General features: G+C 72.5%; 16 protein-coding genes. 3 read left to right on the top strand and 13 right to left on the bottom strand.

Annotation, left to right across the window (positions count from 1 at the left end; genetic code table 11):
- Positions 1-3 precede the first annotated feature (3 nt).
- From ACFPM7_RS03535 to ACFPM7_RS03485, 11 genes are all read right to left on the bottom strand, one after another.
- Positions 4-540 carry a hypothetical protein gene (locus ACFPM7_RS03535; protein WP_378243651.1) on the bottom strand — a complete coding sequence of 179 codons (537 nt, stop codon included), beginning with the start codon at positions 538-540 and terminating at the stop codon, positions 4-6.
- A gap of 11 nt (positions 541-551) precedes the next feature.
- A complete protein-coding gene (locus tag ACFPM7_RS03530) occupies positions 552-2,768 on the bottom strand; it encodes a WXG100 family type VII secretion target (RefSeq protein WP_378243649.1) in 2,217 nt (738 codons plus the stop codon).
- Positions 2,769-2,794: 26 nt separating this feature from the next.
- Positions 2,795-3,160, bottom strand: coding sequence for a hypothetical protein (locus tag ACFPM7_RS03525; RefSeq protein WP_378243647.1), 366 nt, complete (start codon positions 3,158-3,160; stop codon positions 2,795-2,797).
- 153 nt (positions 3,161-3,313) lie between these two features.
- Complete coding sequence (gene glmM, locus ACFPM7_RS03520; protein WP_378243645.1) at positions 3,314-4,645, bottom strand: phosphoglucosamine mutase; 1,332 nt, start codon at positions 4,643-4,645, stop codon at positions 3,314-3,316.
- Between the two features lie 88 nt (positions 4,646-4,733).
- Entirely contained in the window at positions 4,734-5,168 is a 435-nt protein-coding gene (gene rpsI / locus ACFPM7_RS03515) for a 30S ribosomal protein S9 (RefSeq protein ID WP_378243851.1), read from the bottom strand.
- A 146-nt stretch (positions 5,169-5,314) separates the two neighbouring features.
- Entirely contained in the window at positions 5,315-5,758 is a 444-nt protein-coding gene (gene rplM, locus ACFPM7_RS03510) for a 50S ribosomal protein L13 (protein WP_378243643.1), read from the bottom strand.
- A 265-nt stretch (positions 5,759-6,023) separates the two neighbouring features.
- Positions 6,024-6,314 carry a WXG100 family type VII secretion target gene (locus ACFPM7_RS03505; RefSeq protein ID WP_378243641.1) on the bottom strand — a complete coding sequence of 97 codons (291 nt, stop codon included), beginning with the start codon at positions 6,312-6,314 and terminating at the stop codon, positions 6,024-6,026.
- Between the two features lie 59 nt (positions 6,315-6,373).
- Positions 6,374-6,655 carry a WXG100 family type VII secretion target gene (locus tag ACFPM7_RS03500; protein ID WP_378243639.1) on the bottom strand — a complete coding sequence of 94 codons (282 nt, stop codon included), beginning with the start codon at positions 6,653-6,655 and terminating at the stop codon, positions 6,374-6,376.
- Between the two features lie 214 nt (positions 6,656-6,869).
- Positions 6,870-7,124, bottom strand: coding sequence for a hypothetical protein (locus ACFPM7_RS03495; RefSeq protein ID WP_378243637.1), 255 nt, complete (start codon positions 7,122-7,124; stop codon positions 6,870-6,872).
- A 76-nt stretch (positions 7,125-7,200) separates the two neighbouring features.
- Positions 7,201-11,190, bottom strand: coding sequence for a type VII secretion protein EccCa (eccCa, locus tag ACFPM7_RS03490; RefSeq protein WP_378243635.1), 3,990 nt, complete (start codon positions 11,188-11,190; stop codon positions 7,201-7,203).
- Positions 11,191-11,232: 42 nt separating this feature from the next.
- Positions 11,233-11,943: a hypothetical protein gene (locus ACFPM7_RS03485; RefSeq protein WP_378243633.1), complete on the bottom strand. Its 711-nt coding sequence runs from the start codon at positions 11,941-11,943 to the stop codon at positions 11,233-11,235.
- A 132-nt stretch (positions 11,944-12,075) separates the two neighbouring features.
- On the opposite strand from ACFPM7_RS03485, the gene eccD reads away from it, so the two are divergent.
- The 3 genes from eccD to mycP (ACFPM7_RS03470) are packed head-to-tail and all read left to right on the top strand — an operon-like array spanning position 12,076 to position 16,294.
- Positions 12,076-13,479, top strand: a complete 1,404-nt coding sequence (gene eccD, locus ACFPM7_RS03480; RefSeq protein ID WP_378243631.1) for a type VII secretion integral membrane protein EccD — start codon at positions 12,076-12,078, stop codon at positions 13,477-13,479.
- Positions 13,476-14,909, top strand: a complete 1,434-nt coding sequence (gene mycP, locus ACFPM7_RS03475; protein ID WP_378243629.1) for a type VII secretion-associated serine protease mycosin — start codon at positions 13,476-13,478, stop codon at positions 14,907-14,909. Before eccD ends, mycP (ACFPM7_RS03475) begins: the two co-directional genes overlap by 4 nt.
- 5 nt (positions 14,910-14,914) lie before the next feature.
- A complete protein-coding gene (gene mycP / locus ACFPM7_RS03470; RefSeq protein ID WP_378243627.1) occupies positions 14,915-16,294 on the top strand; it encodes a type VII secretion-associated serine protease mycosin in 1,380 nt (459 codons plus the stop codon).
- Between the two features lie 52 nt (positions 16,295-16,346).
- On the opposite strand, the gene ACFPM7_RS03465 is transcribed toward mycP (ACFPM7_RS03470), so the two are convergent.
- Together ACFPM7_RS03465 and ACFPM7_RS03460 are read right to left on the bottom strand one after the other, a co-directional pair.
- Positions 16,347-17,399, bottom strand: a complete 1,053-nt coding sequence (locus ACFPM7_RS03465; protein ID WP_378243625.1) for a hypothetical protein — start codon at positions 17,397-17,399, stop codon at positions 16,347-16,349.
- Position 17,400: 1 nt separating this feature from the next.
- Positions 17,401-17,715 (bottom strand): hypothetical protein, encoded by a 315-nt coding sequence (locus ACFPM7_RS03460; protein ID WP_378243623.1) that lies wholly within the window; start codon positions 17,713-17,715, stop codon positions 17,401-17,403.
- Positions 17,716-17,742: the final 27 nt, after the last annotated feature.

Genomic DNA, 17,742 nt, shown 5'->3' with positions numbered 1-17,742 from the left:
GGGCTATCGCCGCATCCAGCTCCGGCCGGACCAGTCGTCGTCCTCGCCGTCAGCGGGCCGAGGGGACGGCGCCGGTCGGCGCGGCGGCTCGGGTGTGCGCGGCGGGGCCGGGTGGCGCTCCTCGGCGTGGTCGTCGTCCTCGCCGAACTTCAGGTAGCGGCTCGGCGCGGGCGGGGCCTGGGGAGCGGGCTCCGGCGGCGCGGGGCGCGGCGGGGGCGGTGGGGGCGGCGCCTGCTGGGCGGGGGCATCCTCGTCGCCGAAGGACAGCACCGTGCGCTTGGCCTCGCGCGGGGCCCACGCGTTCTGCTGCTTCTCCCGCTCCGCCTCGGCGGCGGCGCGGGCCTCGGCCTTGCGCGCGTGCTCGTCCTTGGAGTCCTGCGTCATCTTGGCCAACCGCTCGTTGGCGCTGGTGGCCGCCTTCTCGATCTCCTGCGAGCGCTCCAGGGCCCGGTCCATCGCCCGGCGGCCCGCCTCGGTCGCCTGATCGATGCGGCGCCGGGTGGCGTCCGGGTCCATCTGGTCCATCAGGTACTGGCTCATGACCGCCCCCGTCAGCGGAAGTCGCCGAGAAAGCCGCCGATGCTGGAGTCGGCCTCGGCGTAGTCGTCGTCGAAGAGGTTGCCGGTGGTGCGCCACTGGCCGACCGCGCGCTCGGCGTCGCCGCCCTGGCCGCCGCCCGCGCCCATCCCGCCGCCCATCATGCCGCCGCCCATGGCGCCGGAGCTCTGCTGCTGGCCGTCGCCGCCCGGGTTGCCGTTGACGGCCCCGGACAGCGCCGACTCGCCGGTGACGGCAGCCGCCTGGCCCATGACCTGCTCGGGCGTGGCGGGCATCTGGTCGCCGAACGCGCTGCCCGCCGCACCCGACGCGCCGTCGACGGAGGCGGGCGCGGTCACGCCGTGGTCGGACCCGAACGCGCCACCGCCGGAGGCGTCGGCATAGGCCGCGGGCTCAGCGAACCCGCCGGAGGTGTCGGAGAACACCGCGGGCTCGGCCGCACCGCCGAACGCGCCGCCCCCGGACCCGCCGATGAAGTCCGCGCGGTCACCGGAGCCGCCGCCGGTGGCCGACGGGTCGGTCCACAGCGACGCCCCGGAGGTCGCCGCCGACGCCTCGGTGAACCCGCTCGGCAGCGGCTGCCCCGCGGGGGCGGGCTGCGTGCGGACCTCATCGGGCTTGTCCGGCGACGGCGTCCCCGACTGCTCGGCGTCGGCGTAGTCCAGCGTGTAGGTCGTGGGCTCGCCGCCGCTGCCGTCGTCCACGGTCACCACGACGACGTCGCCGCCGCCGGGCCGCTCCGCGGTGATCGTCATCGGCGGGTCGGAGATGACGGCCTTGCCGTCCTCGCCCGGCACGATCGCCTCCCCGCCACCGGCGCCGCCGCCCGCGAGGCCGTCGGGCCCCGAGCCGGTCGGGCCGAAGCCCGCGCCGCCGGAGCCGGGCATCGCGCCGGGCAGGGCAGCGGGACCCGCTTCGCCGAAGTCGACGGTGTAGGTCTTGGGCTCGCCCGAGCCGTCGTCCACGGTGACCTTGACCTGGCCCTGGCTGTCCGGGCTGGTGACCTCGATGGTCCGCCCGTCCTCCTCGATCTTCACCGTCTCCGGCGCGCCGCCGGTGCCGGGCGCGCCGTCCGGGCCGCCGCCGGGATTCTGGCCGGGGTCGAGACCGGGGTCGAGATTGTCGGGGTCGTTGGGGTTGTTCGGGTCGGCCTTGCCGTCGCGCTCCAGCGAGCTGAGGTCCGGCGGAGGCGGCGGGGGCGGTGTGCCGCCACCCGAGCCGGACCCGCCACCGGAGCCCGAGCCGCCGCCCGAGCCGGAGCCGCCGCCGGACCCGCCACCGTTGCCGCCACCGCCCTGGTCGTTGCCGCCGCCCTTGTCGTCCCCGCCGCCACCCTGGCCGCCGGGGACCTTCATCAGCGCGAAGACCTTGAGGTCGGCCATCAGGCGCAGGTTGTCCAGCGCGGCGTCGTGCAGCTCGGTGACCTGGTCCTTGAGGTCGTTGGTCGAGGTGTACCAGTTGTCGATCTGCTCTTTGATCGCGTCCTTGGATGCCTCGGAGCCGTCGAGGATGTCGCGGACCATGCCGCGGACCTTGTCGCCGCTCTCGTCGCAGTCGGTCTCGTCGAAGTACTCCATCCACTGCTTGGTGACCAGCTTGCCGATCAGGTCGCCGGAGTCCTCGCCGTCGTTCTTGTCGCAGTTGATGGACAGGTGCCACTCACCGCAGCGGTCGGCGAAACCGTCGAGGTTGTCGTGGGTCTCCCAGTCCTCCGGCTGCGGGTGGCAGGAGAAGTCGAGCTGGCTGACCGAAGTGGCGCCATAGGAGGAGTAGAGCTGGGAGATGCTGTCCATGGCGGCGGTGAAGCCGCCCGCGGTCGTCCGGCACGCCCCGGCGAAGTCGGTGAGGGTCTTCTCCATCCGCTCGACCGAGGTCTTGAACGCCTCGAACGACTCGCCCTTCCAGTCGTGGGCGAGCTTGTCCTTTCCGGACTTCACCACCTGCGCGATGTTCTCCATCGCCGCGGCGAGGCCCTCCATGCGCAGGGCGTCCTTCTGGATCTTGCCCCAGCGCAGCTCGTTGACCTCTTGGCGCTTCTCCGGGCTCTTCGGCGCGAGGTTCAGCGACAGCTTGGCGTCGTAGGCGGGCACCATCGTGTCCACGCCCTTGTCGAGGCGGTCGCCGATCTCGTCCCACGCCTCGCCGCGGCTGCTCGCGCCCGCGGAGATGTTCACCATCGCCTGGTAGGCGTCCGGCTTCGCGAAGTCCATGTCTTCCCCCTAGTCCCCGAGCCCGCTCAGACCGCGACCGAGCCGCCGCCACCGGTGTCCGTGCCCGAACCGCCGGTGTCCATGTCCGACTCGATGGTCTTCAGCCTGCTGTAGCCGGAGGTGTCGGACTCGACGGTCAGGTCGGTGCCCTGGTTGAGGTTGGCGCTGACGGCGCCGAGGTGCTTGGCGAGGTTGCCGAGATCGGCCATGATCGCCTGCCAGTACTGCTCGAACTCCGCGCCCTGGGTGCCCGCCCAGGTCTTGCCGAAGTCCGCGGCCTTGGCCGTGCTCTGCGCCATGTCGGTCTGGATCATCGACACCTGCGACTGCGCCTCGGCGAACACCGCGGCGAACCCCCGGACCGCGTCCGCGTCGAACTCGAACCCGCTCACAGCTCTCCCCTTCCGGTTCCCCGGCCCCGTGCTGCGCAGCGTACTCGCCCGCGAGCGCCGCCATGGGCCGAACGGACGATCGCGACTGTCCGCTGGGAATGGGATGTGCGCAGGCCAGGACCGGTTCCGCCGACGTTGCGGACGCGAAGGCGGCTAGGCGGTGGCCACCACGCCCGCGAGCCGGTCGGCGGCGGACTGCGCCAGGTCCTGGGTGGCGGCCTCGACCATCACCCGGACGAGCTGCTCGGTGCCCGACGGGCGCAGCAGCACCCTGCCGGTGTCGCCCAGCTCGGCCTCGACCGCCGCGACGGCCTCGCTCACCCGGGGGGACACCGCGACGGCGGCCTTGTCGGCGACGCGGACGTTCACCAGGACCTGGGGCAGCCTGGCCATCACGCCCGCCAGCTCGGCCAGCGGCGTGCCGGTGGCCGCGACGCGGGCCATCAGGCGCATGGCGGTCAGCAGGCCGTCGCCGGTGGTGGCGAAGCCGGGGATGATCACGTGCCCGGACTGCTCGCCGCCCAGCGCCAGGCCGGAGGCGCGCAGCTCCTCCAGGACGTAGCGGTCGCCGACGGCGGTGGTGCGCAGGGCGACGCCCGCGTCCCGCATCGCCAGGTGCAGGCCGAGGTTGCTCATGACGGTGATGACGAGGGTGTCCTCGACCAGCTCGCCCGCGTCCTTCATGGCCAGCGCGAGCACGGCCATGATCTGGTCGCCGTCGACCACCTCGCCCGCGGCGTCCACGGCCAGGCAGCGGTCGGCGTCGCCGTCGTGGGCGATGCCCAGGTGCGCGCCCTCGGCGATGACCGCGGCGCGCACGTCGTCCAGGTGGGTGGAGCCGCAGCCGTCGTTGATGTTCTCGCCGTCGGGCAGCGCGTGCAGGGCGATGACCTCCGCGCCCGCCTCGCGGTAGGCACGCGGGGCGACCGACCAGGCCGCGCCGTTGGCGCAGTCCACCACGACCTTGATGCCGTCGAGCCGGTTCGGCACCGCCTTGAGCAGGTGCTCGACGTAGCGGTCGGCGGCGTCGGCGATGTCGTACACGCGGCCGACGCCGGTGCCGGTCGGGCGGCCGTCGGCCGAGCCGATGCCCGCCTCGATCTCGTCCTCCAGGGCGTCGGGCAGCTTGTGCCCACCCGCGGCGAAGAGCTTGATGCCGTTGTCCGGCATCGGGTTGTGCGATGCGGAGATCATTACCCCGAGGTCGGCGGCCAGCTCGCCGACGAGGTAGGCCACGCCCGGCGTCGGCAGCACCCCGACCCGCATGACGTCCGCCCCCGCCGAGGCCAGCCCGGCGCACACCGCGGCCTCCAGCATCTCGCCGCTGGCCCTCGGGTCGCGGCCGACCACGGCGACGGGCCGGTGGCTGCGGTCGTGCGCGGCGAGCACCCGCGCGGCCGAGGCGGCCACCGCCATGGCCAGTTCCGGGGTCAGGTCGGCGTTGGCGAGACCGCGCACGCCGTCGGTGCCGAACAGGCGGGCCATGGGCGGGAAACCTCCACGGGAAGGGGACCGGGAAACCAGAACGGGAGCAGCACGGTGCGTGCTGCTCCCGAACGGGACGTGCTGCGGATCAGCGCTTGCTGTACTGCGGCGCCTTGCGGGCCTTCTTGAGGCCGTACTTCTTGCGCTCCTTGACCCGCGGGTCACGGGTGAGGAAGCCCGCCTTCTTCAGCGGCGGCCTGTCCTCGCTGTCCAGCTCGATCAGCGCGCGGGCGATGGCCAGGCGCAGCGCGCCCGCCTGCCCGGTGATGCCGCCGCCGTGCAGGTTCGCGCGGATGTCGAAGGACTCGTTCTTCTCGACGGTCACCAGGGGCTCGCGGATGAGCTGCTGGTGCACCTTGTTCGGGAAGTACTCCTCCAGGGTGCGGCCGTTGAGGAGGAACTTGCCGGAGCCGGGGGTGATGCGCACCCGGACCACGGCCTCCTTGCGGCGGCCGACGGTCTGCGCGGACTCGGCGGTCAGCCGGGGCAGCGCCGGAGCGGCGGGCTCGTCGTCGGCCTCGATGGCCTCGAACGAGTCGGCCTGCGGCTCGGCCTCGGCGGACTCAGCCTGCTCGGTCTCGGCGACCTCGGCGTCGGTGGACTCGACGGCGTCGGTGGACTCGACGGCCTCGGGGGTCTCCTCGGCCTCGGTCTTCACGGCCTCTTCACTCACTTGGCGACCTTCGCAATCTCGAACGGCGTGGGCTGCTGCGCCTCGTGCGGGTGGCTCGGGCCCGCGTAGACCTTCAGCTTCTTGGCCTGGGCGCGGCCCAGCTTGTTCTTGGGCAGCATGCCCTTGACGACCTTCTCCAGCAGCCGCTCAGGACGGGTGTCGAGCATCTCGCCGAAGGAGCGCTTCCGCAGACCGCCGGGGTAACCGCTGTGCCGGTAGACGAACGCGGTGTCGCGCTTGCTCCCGGTCAGGGCGACCTTCTCGGCGTTGACGATGACGACAAAGTCGCCGGTGTCGACGTGCGGGGCGTAGGTGGGCTTGTGCTTGCCGCGCAGCAGGTTCGCGACGTGCGTGGCGAGCCTGCCAAGCACCACGTCCTCGGCGTCGACAACGTGCCAAGCGCGGTCGATCTCGCCGGGCTTCGGGGTGTACGTGGGCACGGGTCTACCTCATTGTCAACTTGCGTCGTGGGTACCTGTGCGGGCCTCACCCCTGGTCGGACTGGTCCAACCAGGGGCGCGCAACGCACCTCGACCAGGACCAGCCCAGCGAGCAACACGCCCCGCGCCGCACAACAAAGAAAGAAGATACCCGGTGGGTTCGGTGAGGGTCAAAACGGGTCCCCCATAGCCCGTTCGTGTGACCCCGGACACGCGTCGAGCCCGCGGGCACAGGGCCCGCGGGCTCGCAACGACTCGCGCTGGACTAGGCCCAGCGGGCCGAGTTGGCGCGCTCGGTGGCCTCGTAGTTCTCACCGGCCTGGCCGACGGCGGCACCGATGGACGACAGAACCTGCTTGAGGCTGTCGTAGGCCTGGTCCCACTCGCGCTGCTTCTGGTTCCACGCCTCGGACGCGGCGCCCTCGTAGTTGGCGGCCAGCGGCGCGAGGCGGCTCTTCAGCTCGCCCAGCAGACCCTCGAGGGTCGCGGAGGTGCTGTTGATCGACTGGGACGCGTTCGCGACCTCAGCGAAGTTAACCTTGATCATGTCGCCCATGGTTGGGTCTCTCCCTTGGAATGAAAGCCTGTAGTGAGGTCCGGCACCTAGGGCCGAGATCAGCCGCCGAGGACGTTGGTGATGTTGCTCAGGGACTGCGAGGACTCTTCCTCCTGGCGGATGTAGGCCTCGTTCGACTGCTTGAGCTGCTCGGAGATGCCCTGCAGGGCGTCGTGCAGCTTCGTGGCGTCGGCCTGGTAGCGCTGCAGCAGGGTGTTGAACGCCTGCGACGCCTGACCGGACCAGTTGTCCTGGAGCGGGGTGAGGTTGTTGTAGAGGCTCTTCAGAGCGTCCTGGCTCTGCTGGTTGACGTTGTCGACGTCGACCGCGGCCTTCGCCATCTCCTCGGTACCAATACCGTAACCAGACATTGGGAGTGACCCCCTGCTTCGCTTGTTCGGCTTGAACGGTTCCCGTTCGTATGCCCCTTACGACTGCGACCCTGCCAGGTTCGGTTCCACCGAGGTTGCAGTTGGCGGGAGGTCGTTGCTCCTGTAAATGCGGAATTCAGGAACCCGCAGGTCAGCGCCCACATAGCGTGTGCATTAGCACCCGTTACGGGCGGAACAGGATGGTGTGCTCGGAGAAATCGTCATCATCCGGATCGGACGGTCCGGGCCGTGTGGCGTCCGCGTCGGCGGCCTTGGCCTCGGCGTCGCGCCGGGCGGCGTCCGCCGCCTCGTCCTCGGCCTCGCGCCGCAGCGTCGCCGAGTGCGCCCGCGCCTCTGCCGCCGCCCGCCGGGAGCGGGTGACGGCCGAGGCGAGTTCCGCGCGGAACCGGGCGACGGACTCCGCGAAGTCCTGGTTCATGCCCGTGACCCTACTTCGCCCTGGGGTCGGGCCAACCCCCGATCGGAGTCCGCCGAGCCCGTCCCGCCGAGCGTGCTCAGTCCGGCTGGATCCAGCCCACGTGCATCAGGGCCTGGCCGAGCTTGCGGGTGACGATCGTGCCCCGGCCCGGCGGCATCGCCGAGGGCTTCACCGTGCCCAGCAGCGCTCCCTCGTCCTTGGACCCCGACATCACCATGCCCGGGCTGGCGATCTCGCGGAGCTTGCCCAGGATCGGGTCGAACATCGCGCGGGAGGCGCCGCCGGTGCGGCGGACGGCGACGACGTGGAGGCCGACGTCCTTGGCCTGGGGGAGGAACTCGGACAGGGGCTGCAACGGGTTGTTGCCCTGGGGGGCGACCAGGTCGTAGTCGTCGACGATGACGAAGAGTTCCGGGCCCTTCCACCAGGAGCGGTTCTTGAGCTGCTCCTGGGTGACGTCCGGGCCGGGCAGGCGCTTGAGCATGGAGCCGCGGACGTCCTTGACGACGTCGCCCAGCTGGTTGGAGGAGACCGCGTAGGACAGCAGGTGGTCGGTGTTGATGAAGCCGAGCATCGTGCGGCGGTAGTCCACCAGGATGATGACCGCTTCCTTGGGGGTGTAGCGGTCCATGATGCCGCGGACGATGACCCGCAGGAGGTTGGTCTTGCCGGACTCGCCGTCGGCGAAGGCCATGAAGTGGGGCTCGTTGTCGAAGTCCAGGTAGACCGGGGCCAGGTCGTCCTCGTTGACCCCGATGGGCACCATGTGGTTGCCGCGGTGGGAGTCCAGCGCCAGCAGCTCCTCGTAGGGCAGCAGCTCGGGCAGCAGGCGGACCTTGGGGGCCGTGCGCCCGCGCCAGGAGCCGGTGATGCGGGCGACGGCGTCCTGCACGCCCACGGCCACGTCCTCGGCGCTGCTGGAGCCGTCGATCCTGGGCAGGCCGACGAGGAAGTGCAGCTTGTCCCTGGACAGGCCCCGGCCGGGGCGGCCCGCGGGCACGTTGACCGCGACCCGGCGGTCCACATCGGACTCCGACGGGTCGCCGAGGCGCAGCTCGAAGCGGGTGCCCATCAGGTCCTTGAGCGCCGGGCGGATCTCGGCCCAGCGGTTGGCGGCCACGACGACGTGGATGCCGTAGGACAGGCCCTGGGCGGCCAGGTTGACGACCTGCATCTCCAGCGCCTCGAACTCCTGGCGGAAGTTCAGCCAGCCGTCGACGATGAGGAACACGTCGCCGAAGGGGTCGTCGGCCATCTCGCCGCGGCGCTTGCGGTTGCGGTAGTCGGTCATCGAGTCGATGCCCTTGTCGCGGAACCGGGCCTCGCGGTCGGTGACCAGGCTGGTCACCTCGGCCACCATGCGGCGGACCTTGTCCGGGTCAAGACGGCCCGCCACGCCGCCGACGTGCGGCAGGTTCTCCAGCGAGGCGAGCGTGCCGCCGCCGAGGTCGACGCAGTAGAACTGCACCTCCTGCGGCGTGTGGGTCAGCGCCATCGACGTGATCATCGTGCGCAGCATCATCGACTTGCCGGTCTGCGGGCCGCCCGCCACCGCGGCGTGGCCCGCGGCGCCGGAGAAGTCCGCCCACAGCAGGTCGCGGCGCTGCTCGTAGGGCTTGTCGATGATGCCCAGCGGGATCTGAAGCCTGCCGTTGCCGTAGAAGCCGACCGGCGACAGACCGCGGTCCTCGGTGGGCTGAAGCGGCGGGAACAGGGTGTCCAGGGAGTTGGGCTCGTTGAGCGGCGGCAGCCACACCTCGTGCGCGGGCGGGCCCTGCCCGACCAGGCGCCCGACGATGACGTCCAGCTCGCTGACCTCGTGCCCGCCGTCGGGCTTGGGCTCCTCCTTGACCGGGGTGACCGGCTTCTCCGGCTCCTTGGGGATCTCCACGTAGTCCGGCACGAACAGCTTCGCGCGCCGGTCCCCGGTGACGGCGGTGACCGGGCCCGCCGCCTGCATGCCCGCCGGCCGGTAGGCCCCGGAGACGTAGGCGGCCTTGAACCGCACCATCGTGCTGGTGTCGTACTTGAGGTAGCCCGAGCCCGGGATGGACGGCAGCTCGAAGGCGTCCGGCACGCCGATCGCCGCGCGCGACTCCGCCGCGGAGAAGGTCTTCAGGCCGATCCGGTAGGACAGGTGCGAGTCCAGGCCGCGCAGCTTGCCCTCCTCCAGGCGCTGCGAGGCCAGCAGCATGTGCATCTGCAGCGAGCGGCCCAGGCGCCCGATCATGACGAACAGGTCGATGAAGTCCGGCTTGGCCGAGAGCAGCTCGGAGAACTCGTCCACGACGATGAACAGCGCGGGCAGCGGGTCGAGGTCGGCGCCGTTCTCGCGCGCTTTCTCGTACTCCCACACGTTCTTGAAGTTGCCGCCGTTCTTCAGCGCCTCCTGGCGGCGGTTCATCTCCCCGGCCAGCGCGTCCTTCATGCGGTCGACCAGCGTGATCTCGCCGGCCAGGTTGGTGATGACCGCCGAGACGTGCGGGGCGCTGTCCAGGCCGAGGAACGTCGCGCCGCCCTTGAAGTCGACCAGGACGAAGTTCAGCGTCGTGGACGAGTGGGTCGCGAGCATGCCCAGCACCAGCGTGCGCAGGAACTCGGACTTGCCGGAGCCGGTCGCGCCGATGCACAGGCCGTGCGGGCCCATGCCCTCCATCGCCGCTTCCTTGATGTCGAGCTCGACGGCCTGCCCGAACTCGCCGATGCCGAACGGCACCCGGTAGCGGTCGCGCACCGGCCGCGGCCGCCACGCCTGCGCCACGTCGAAGGTCATCGGGTCGCCGGGGATGCCCAGCAGCTCCAGCAGCGTCGGGTTGGCCGCGAGCGCGTCCTCCTCGCCGGAGTCGGCCTGGCCCGCGCCGAGGCGGTACGGGGAGAGCTTGCGGGAGAGCGCCTCGGCCTCGGCGGTGGTGAGCGTGTCCGGCGCGGCGAACCACTCCACGCCGCTGGCGCTGCGCGCGCCGAGCTTGTCGTCCTCGACCACCAGGCGCAGGCCGCGGCGGGCGGTCAGCGAGCCGAGGGAGTCCGACAGGTCCAGCAGCGTGACGCCGACGAAGCCCTCCTCCAGCACGATCGCCTCTTCGCGGGTGACCTCGCCGTCATCGATGACGATGACCACGTGCGGCTGGTCGGGCTGCGGCGGGGCGTTGCGGGTGAAGCGGGGCCGGTCGCGCAGGTTGTCGTCCAGCCAGTGCTCGATCTGGGCCAGGGACCCGGCCATCATCCGCAGCTGGCCGATGCCGTCGACCATGGTGGGGTGCTGCACGTGGGGAAGCCACTTGGCCCACTCCCACTCCTGCTTCGCCTTGCCGGAGGTGACGACGGCGATCAGCACGTCGTCGGGGCTGTGGAAGGTGACCAGCTGGGCCAGCAGCGCCCGGACCAGGCCGCGGCAGCGCTCGCGCTCGCCGGAGACGCCGACCGCGGCGAACCCGCGGATGGCGACCTGGATGGGCAGGTCGGGCACGATCGAGTGGCCGCGCACGAAGCGGCGCAGGGCCAGGGTGGCGATCGGCTCCAGCTCGTCGACCGGACCGGTCTGCGGCGGGACCAGGCGGGTGGCCAGGCGCTGCGAGCCGCGCCCGGCGCGCAGGTGGCAGAAGTCGGGGTCGGCCTGGCGGCGCTCCCACATGCGGCGGCTGGTGGCGATCGACCACAGCGCCTGCGGGTCGGGGTGGGTCCACTCCAGGGCGGCGCGCTGGTCGAGGGCGGCCTCGCGGGCCCGGTCGCGCATCTGGCCGAGGTAGCGCAGGTAGTCCTTGCGGTCCTCGTTCATCTCGGCCTTCTTCTGGCCGCCGCCGCGCCCGCCCATGCCGCCGGCCATCATGCCCACCGTCGAGATGAGGAACATGCCGCCGAACATCAGCGACATGGGGCTCCTGGACATGGTGAACATGAAGATCATCATGCCGATGGAGGCCACGATCATGACCGCGGGCAGCATCTTCATCACGATGCTGCCCGGGATGACCCTGGGCACCTCCGGCGGCGGCTCCAGGTGCACCTCGCCGCCGGGCTGACGGGGCGCGGCCATGCGCGGCGTCCGCTTGAACTGCAGCGTGCTCACCGGGAGGACACCTCTCTCATGGGCAGGACTTGACCTCAGAACCTACCGAACGCCTTCGCCGCCGTCCGGGGATTGGGCCGGACGGACCTTGTCGAGCGAGCCGATGGATGCCACGCACGCGGCGGTGACCAGCGCGCCCACCAGGATCTGTGGCCACCCGCCGTCACCGCTGATGGCGAGCAGGTAGACGCCCGCCGCGGCGATCACCGCCAGCAGCACGCCGAGGGCGAAGCGGGCCGGGCCCGCCGCGCCCGAGACGGCCGCGGCCAGCGCGGCGAGCACGAGGTAGGCCCCGCCCCCGGTCAGCGTCGCCAGACTGGGGTCGTCGGCGGCGACGGCGGCCACCAGCAGCAGCGCCGCGCCGCAGGCGATCGCGAAGGGCGCGTAGGCCGTCAGCGGCCGCGGGCCGGGGGCGACCTCGTGGCGCAGCAGCAGCGGCAGCGCGCAGAGCAGCAGCAGGCCGCCCACGACCAGACCGAGCGGGTCGACCCCGTCGAAGCCCACGAGCGAGGCCGCGAAGGCCAGCGGCGCGGCCAGCAGCACCACGCCCAGCGCCATCCGGCCGGGCAGCGTCCGGCCCACGGGCGAGAGCGCCGAGACCAGCACGGCGGCCAGGTAGGCCACCGGGAGCACGACCGCGGCCGAGTAGTGGTGCACGGCAGCGGCGTAGACCCCGGCCGCGACAGCGGCCAGACAGGCGACCAGCGCGAACACCGTGCCCAAGATCGCGCTGCGCGCGCGTGCTGCGGCCACCGGCCCCCCGTTCGGTTGCACCCGCGTCCGGTTTCTGCGCCAACCGGCTCACCCGCCTGAGGCGGTGCGTCCATACTAGGGGCCGTCCCGGGTGCCCGGGACACGTTCGGGGACCGGTAAGGGGGCCAGCGAGTGGCAACGGGGACGACCGTGTTCAGCCGGGTGACGGTGGTCGCCCCGAGAACGCGCATCGACGTGGCGCTCCCCGCCGACGTCGCGGTGGCCGACCTGCTGCCGATGCTGCTGGAGATGGCCAAGGAGGCCGCCCCCGACGGCGGCGCCCGCCACGGCGGCTGGTGCCTGGCCAAGCTCGGCGACGCGCCGCTGGACCCCAGCCGCACGCTCGGCTCGCTCGGCGTGGTCGACGGCGACATGCTCCAGCTGCGCAAGCGCGCCGAGAATCCGCCGCCTCCGCTCTACGACGACGTCGTCGACGCCATCGCCGAGGCGGCGCCGGACAGCTACCGGCCCTGGACCAAGGACACCGCGCGCCGCATCGGCCACATCGCGGGCGCGCTGGCGCTCATCGCGGGCGCGTTCTCCGTGCTCATGGGCGGCCCGATGGGCGGCGGCGGCAACCTCGGCCCGGCGATCGTCTCCGGCGTGGCCGCGGTGGTCTTCGTCGCGCTCGGCGCGGTGATCGCCCGCGGCTACCAGGAGCGCGCGACCGGTGTGCTCATCGCGGCGGCGGGCGCGCTGCCGATGGCCTTCGTCAGCGGCCTGACGATCGTGCCCGGCGGGCCGGGCCGCGCGGCGCTGCTGCTGGCCTGCGCGCTGGTGCTGATCGTGTCCTCGGCCTCGATCATGCTCATCGGCTCCGGCGTGACGACCTTCGTCGCCGCCGGGTCGGCCGCAGGCCTCGGCGTGATCGCCTTCGGCGTGGCCACGCTGATCGCCCACCCCGCCCCCGGCATCGCCGCGGGCGCGGTCGCGGTCGCGCTGGCCGGGCTCTCGCTGCTGCCCAGGCTGACCATCCAGCTGGCCAGGCTGCCGCTGCCGAACGTGCCGGGCAGCGCCGAGGACCTCAAGGAGGACACCGGCTTCCCGGACTACCGCTCCATCGAGCGGCGCGCGGGCCTGGCGCACGAGTACATGACCGGCATGATCATCGGCTGCGGCGCGGTGGCCGCGATCGGCGCGATCATCGCCGCGTCCGCCCCCGGCCCGTGGGGCATCGCCCTGGGCATCGTCGCCACGCTGGTGCTGCTGCTGCGGGCGCGCACCTACGCCAACGGGAGCCAGGCCATCGCGCTGCTGGTCACCGGGATCGTGTCGGCGGGGGGCATCCTGATCGGGTGGCTGTGGATGATGCCGCCCTTCGAGCGGCTGCTGTGGGTCTTCGGCTCGCTGGTGCTGGTCGGCGCGGGCGGGCTCGTGCTGGGCGTGGTGTTCCCCAACCAGCGCTTCTCCCCGCCGCTGCGCCGCAGCGTCGACATCTTCGAGGCCATCTGCATCGCGGTCGTCCTGCCCCTGTCGCTGGCGGTCATGGAGCTCTACTCGGTGCTCCGGGCCGTGGACTTCAAGATCGGCGGATGAGGGCGGTGCGGCGCGTCCCGGCTCTGCTGCTCGCCGCGGCGCTGGCCATGGCGGTGCCCGCGCAGCCCGCGCTCGCCCAGCAGCCGGAGACCAAGACCGCGGGCGCCCAGCCGCCCGCGCTGCCGCCGGGCACCCCGGTGCCGAGCGGGGCGGACCCGGACCTGGCCTACGCGCTCAAGACCGCGTGCATCCGCGGGCACAAGGACAACATCGACATCAAGAACCGGCCGTGGGGCCAGATCCGGCTCCAGTTCGACGAGCTGCACAAGTTCGCCACCGGCAAGGGCGTGCCGGTCGCGGTGATCGACACCGGCGTGTCCCGGCACCCCTTCCTCGGCGACCGGCTGCGCGGTGTCGGCGACTACGTCAAGAAGGAGCACAACGGCCTGGAGGACTGCGACGGGCACGGCACGCAGGTCGCGGGCATCATCGCCGCCGCGCCGCCCGCGGGCTCCGACATCGGCTTCACCGGCATCGCGCCGGGCGCGCAGATCCTGAGCATCCGCCAGTCCAGCGCCAACTACACCGGCGAGCGCCCGCCGACCACCGAGGGCGGTCGCGGCGAGGAGGTGGCCGCGGGCAACCTGACCACGCTGGCGCAGGCGGTCGTGCTGGCCGCCAACTCCGGGGCCAAGGTCGTCAACATGTCGGTCAACCGGTGCCGCCCGGCGTCGAACTACGAGATCGACTCCGGGGAGCTGGCCCTGCAGGCCGCGGTGAAGTACGCGGCCGAGCAGAAGGACGTCGTGCTGATCACCTCGGCGGGCAACACCGGCGAGAACAACTGCCCCGACTCCAAGAACGGGTTCGACCCCAACAACCCCACCCACATCGTGACCCCGCCGTGGTTCGCAGGCCACGTGCTCTCGGTCGCGGCGATGGACCGCAACGGCGACCCCGCGCCGTTCACCGTGCAGGGCCCGTGGGTCGGGGTGTCCGCGCCGGGCACCGACATCATCTCCCTGGACCCCTCCGGCGACGGCCTGGCCAACCTGCACATCAAGTCCGACGGCTCCAAGGACACCATCAAGGGCACCAGCTTCGCCGCCCCGTACGTGGCCGGGCTGGCCGCGCTGATCAGGGAGCGCTTCCCGAACCTGAACGCCCGCCAGGTCATCGACCGGATCAAGCTGACCGCCGCGCACCCGGCCGCGCCCGGCGGGCACGACAACCTCGTCGGCTTCGGCATGATCAACCCGATCGGCGCGCTGACCGCGATGATCCCGGCCGAGCAGGGCGTGGAGCCGGAGGAGTCGCGCAGCGTGCGGATGACCATGCCGCCCGCCGTGCCCAAGGACCTGACCCCGATGACGGTCGCCCTCATCGGCGCGGGCGGCGGCGTCCTGCTGCTGCTGATCACCCTCTTCGTCGTCCACACGATCCGGCGCAACCGCCCGGAGACGCGGACCGAGCCGAGGGGGCAGGCATAGACCCCGTGGCGAGACGCTGCGCGGCCGCGGCCCTGGCCGCGGTCCTGGCCTGCGCGGTCCCGGCGGGCGCGCTCGCCCAGGAGACCTCGTTCGCCGATCCGCCGCCGGTGGACATGTCGAAGCCGGTGCCCTCCAGCGCGATCCCGGACGCCACGCACACCCAGAAGACCGCGTGCGTGACCGACCTGCCGCGCGACGTCGACATCAAGGGCGCGCCGTGGGGCCAGGACCGGCTCCAGTTCGACGAGCTGCGCAAGTTCGCCACCGGCAAGAACGTGACGGTCGCGGTCATCGACACCGGCGTCACCAGCCACCAGTGGCTCAAGGGGCGGGTCAGCGGGGCGGGCGACTACATCCAGAAGGGCGGCGACGGTCTCAGCGACTGCGACGGCCACGGCACCGTGGTCGCCGGGATCATCGCCGCGAAGCCGCCCTCCGACGTCGGCTTCCGCGGCATCGCCCCGGACGCGCGCATCCTCAGCATCCGCCAGTCCAGCACGTTCTTCGAGCGCGAGACCACCGACGGCGGCAAGGAGCCCGCGGGAACGCTGGCCACCCTGGCCTCGGCGATCGTCCGCGCGGTCGAGCAGGACGCCGACGTGGTCAACATGTCGGTGAACCGGTGCAGGCCGTCCGGGCCCATCACCGAGGACGAGAAGGTCCTGCAGCGCGCCCTGCGCTTCGCCCACGACAAGGGCGTGGTGCTGGTGACCTCGGCGGGCAACGTCAACGAGGACAGGTGCAAGGAGTCGGCCAACGGCTTCGACCCCAACAACCCGACCAACATCGTCACCCCGCCGTGGTTCGACGAGTACGTGCTGTCCGTCGGCGCGATGGACCGCAACGGCGACCCGGCGGCGTTCACCGTGCAGGGCCCGTGGGTCGGGGTGTCCGCACCCGGCACCGAGATCACCTCGCTGAACCCGGCAGGCGACGGCCTGGCCAACCAGCGCGCCACCGCCAACGGCGACCGCGCCCCCATCGAGGGCACCAGCTTCGCCGCCCCGTACGTCGCCGGGCTGGCCGCGCTGGTCAAGGAGCGCTACCCGGAGCTGACCGCGCGCCAGGTCATGGACCGCATCAAGCTGACCGCCGCGCACCCGGCCGCGCACGGCGGCCGCGACAACCTCGTCGGCTACGGCATGGTGAACCCGGTCAGCGCGCTGACGGCGATGATCCCGGCCGAGCAGGGCGTCGAGCCCGCAGTCTCCGAGGACGTGCGCATGGCCATGCCGCCCGCGGTGCCCGAGGACCTGACCCCGATGAGGGTCGCCCTCATCGGCGCGGGCGGCGGCGTCCTGCTGCTGCTGGTCACGCTGTTCGTGGTGCACACCGTGCGGCGCAACCGGCCCGAGCTGCGGTCGGACCCGCGGGGCCAGGCGTAGGCGCGGGCCCGGCTTCCCCGACTGCCCCTGCTGCCCCGGCTGCCCCGACTGCTCAGTCGTCGCCGATGACCGAGGGGGACGCCTTGGCGGGTGCGCCGAAGATCTCCTCGGGCTTGCCCTGGACGCGGGCGCGCGGCTTGTGCTCGTTGTCGCCGTTCTGACCGCCCATCATGCCGCCCATGGGCGGCATCATGCCCATGCCCATGCCGCGCCCGCCCGCGGCGGCCCCACCGCCCGCCGCGGCCGCGGCAGGCGCGCCCGCGGGCTGCTTGGAGCTGCCCGCCTCGCCTGCCATGACGTAGCCGCCCGGGTTGAGCGGGGTGGCCGGGGCTCCGGTGCCCGCGCCCGCGCCGCCGCCGATCCCCGCGCCGCCACCGCCGATGCCCGCGCCACCGCCGCCGCCGCCGACACCCGCCCCGGCGCCCGCCGGAACCGACGGCCCGTCCTTCTCCACCGGCTTGCCGGTCTCCGGGACGGACACGGCCCAGTCGACCTCGGGGAAGGGGTGGGACATGGCCGCGGTCTGGAACGCCGCCGACCCGTCGATGCCCTCGCACAGCCGGACCAGGGCCTCAAGGACTTGGCGCACCGAGTCGAACAGCTCGCCGCTGGGCTTGCGGACCTGGTCGAGGTAGAAGCGGAGCCGGTCGTCGCCGACGCCGCGGCTGGAGCCCGCCGTCTCGGCGGTGTCGACCAGCATGTCGGCGAGGGTCACCACGATCTCGCGCAGGCCGTCGGCGGTCTCGTCCAGGACGTCGGCCATCGCGGCCATGGCGTCGGCCATGTCGTTGCCCGCCAGGCCGACGGAGTTCATGTACTCGATGAAGGAGTCGGCGTCGGCGCCCTGCCACGCCGCGTCCAGACCGCCCAGCGGGGTGGTCAGGTCGGTGGAGACCTGCTCGGCGACGACGCTGACGGCGCGGTAGCGCTCGGCCTCGGCGTGCAGCTCGCTCCAGCGGCCGACCACGGGGGCGAAGTGCTCCTCGACCGGGTCGGGCACGCCCAGCTCGGCGCACAGCCGGGACAGGAAGTCCAGGAACGGGCCGATCCCGGCCTCGACGTCGGAGCCGTCGGGTCCGCCGACCGCGGGGCGGGCGATGACCACCTCACTCACCCCCGCTGCGGCGCAGCGCGAGCACGCCGTCGTCGTCGGAGGCGCGGTGCTTGTCGGCGATGTCGTGCAGGGTCTCCCCCGCCGAGGTCAGCGCCTCGACGCCGCGGGTGAGCTGCGCGCGCAGCGCCGTGGAGGCGCGCTGGTAGGCATCCGCCGTGCGCACCGTGCGGCCCAGCTCGCCGAAGGCCTCCGGGCCGAGCGGGGCGGTGTCGAGCACGGTGGCGCCGTCGGAGAGCCGCCCGGCCGCCTCGGTGACCGTCTTCGCGTAGTCGACGATCCAGTCGGGATCGACCTTGATGCCTGCCATCGGGCGGGGACCTCCTTCGGGCGTGCC

Source organism: Actinokineospora guangxiensis, assembly GCF_042657845.1.
GTDB lineage: Bacteria > Actinomycetota > Actinomycetes > Mycobacteriales > Pseudonocardiaceae > Actinokineospora > Actinokineospora guangxiensis.
This window is presented reverse-complemented; position numbering and strand designations above follow the sequence as displayed.

What these genes read in the sequence shown, in the direction of transcription:
- mycP (WP_378243629.1), top strand. Translation starts at nt 13,476, where the DNA reads ATGAGGGCGGTGCGGCGCGTCCCGGCTCTGCTGCTCGCCGCGGCGCTG.
- ACFPM7_RS03530 (WP_378243649.1), bottom strand. Translation starts at nt 2,768, where the DNA reads ATGGACTTCGCGAAGCCGGACGCCTACCAGGCGATGGTGAACATCTCC.
- ACFPM7_RS03495 (WP_378243637.1), bottom strand. Translation starts at nt 7,124, where the DNA reads ATGAACCAGGACTTCGCGGAGTCCGTCGCCCGGTTCCGCGCGGAACTC.
- ACFPM7_RS03500 (WP_378243639.1), bottom strand. Translation starts at nt 6,655, where the DNA reads ATGGCGAAGGCCGCGGTCGACGTCGACAACGTCAACCAGCAGAGCCAG.
- ACFPM7_RS03535 (WP_378243651.1), bottom strand. Translation starts at nt 540, where the DNA reads ATGAGCCAGTACCTGATGGACCAGATGGACCCGGACGCCACCCGGCGC.
- glmM (WP_378243645.1), bottom strand. Translation starts at nt 4,645, where the DNA reads ATGGCCCGCCTGTTCGGCACCGACGGCGTGCGCGGTCTCGCCAACGCC.
- ACFPM7_RS03505 (WP_378243641.1), bottom strand. Translation starts at nt 6,314, where the DNA reads ATGGGCGACATGATCAAGGTTAACTTCGCTGAGGTCGCGAACGCGTCC.
- ACFPM7_RS03460 (WP_378243623.1), bottom strand. Translation starts at nt 17,715, where the DNA reads ATGGCAGGCATCAAGGTCGATCCCGACTGGATCGTCGACTACGCGAAG.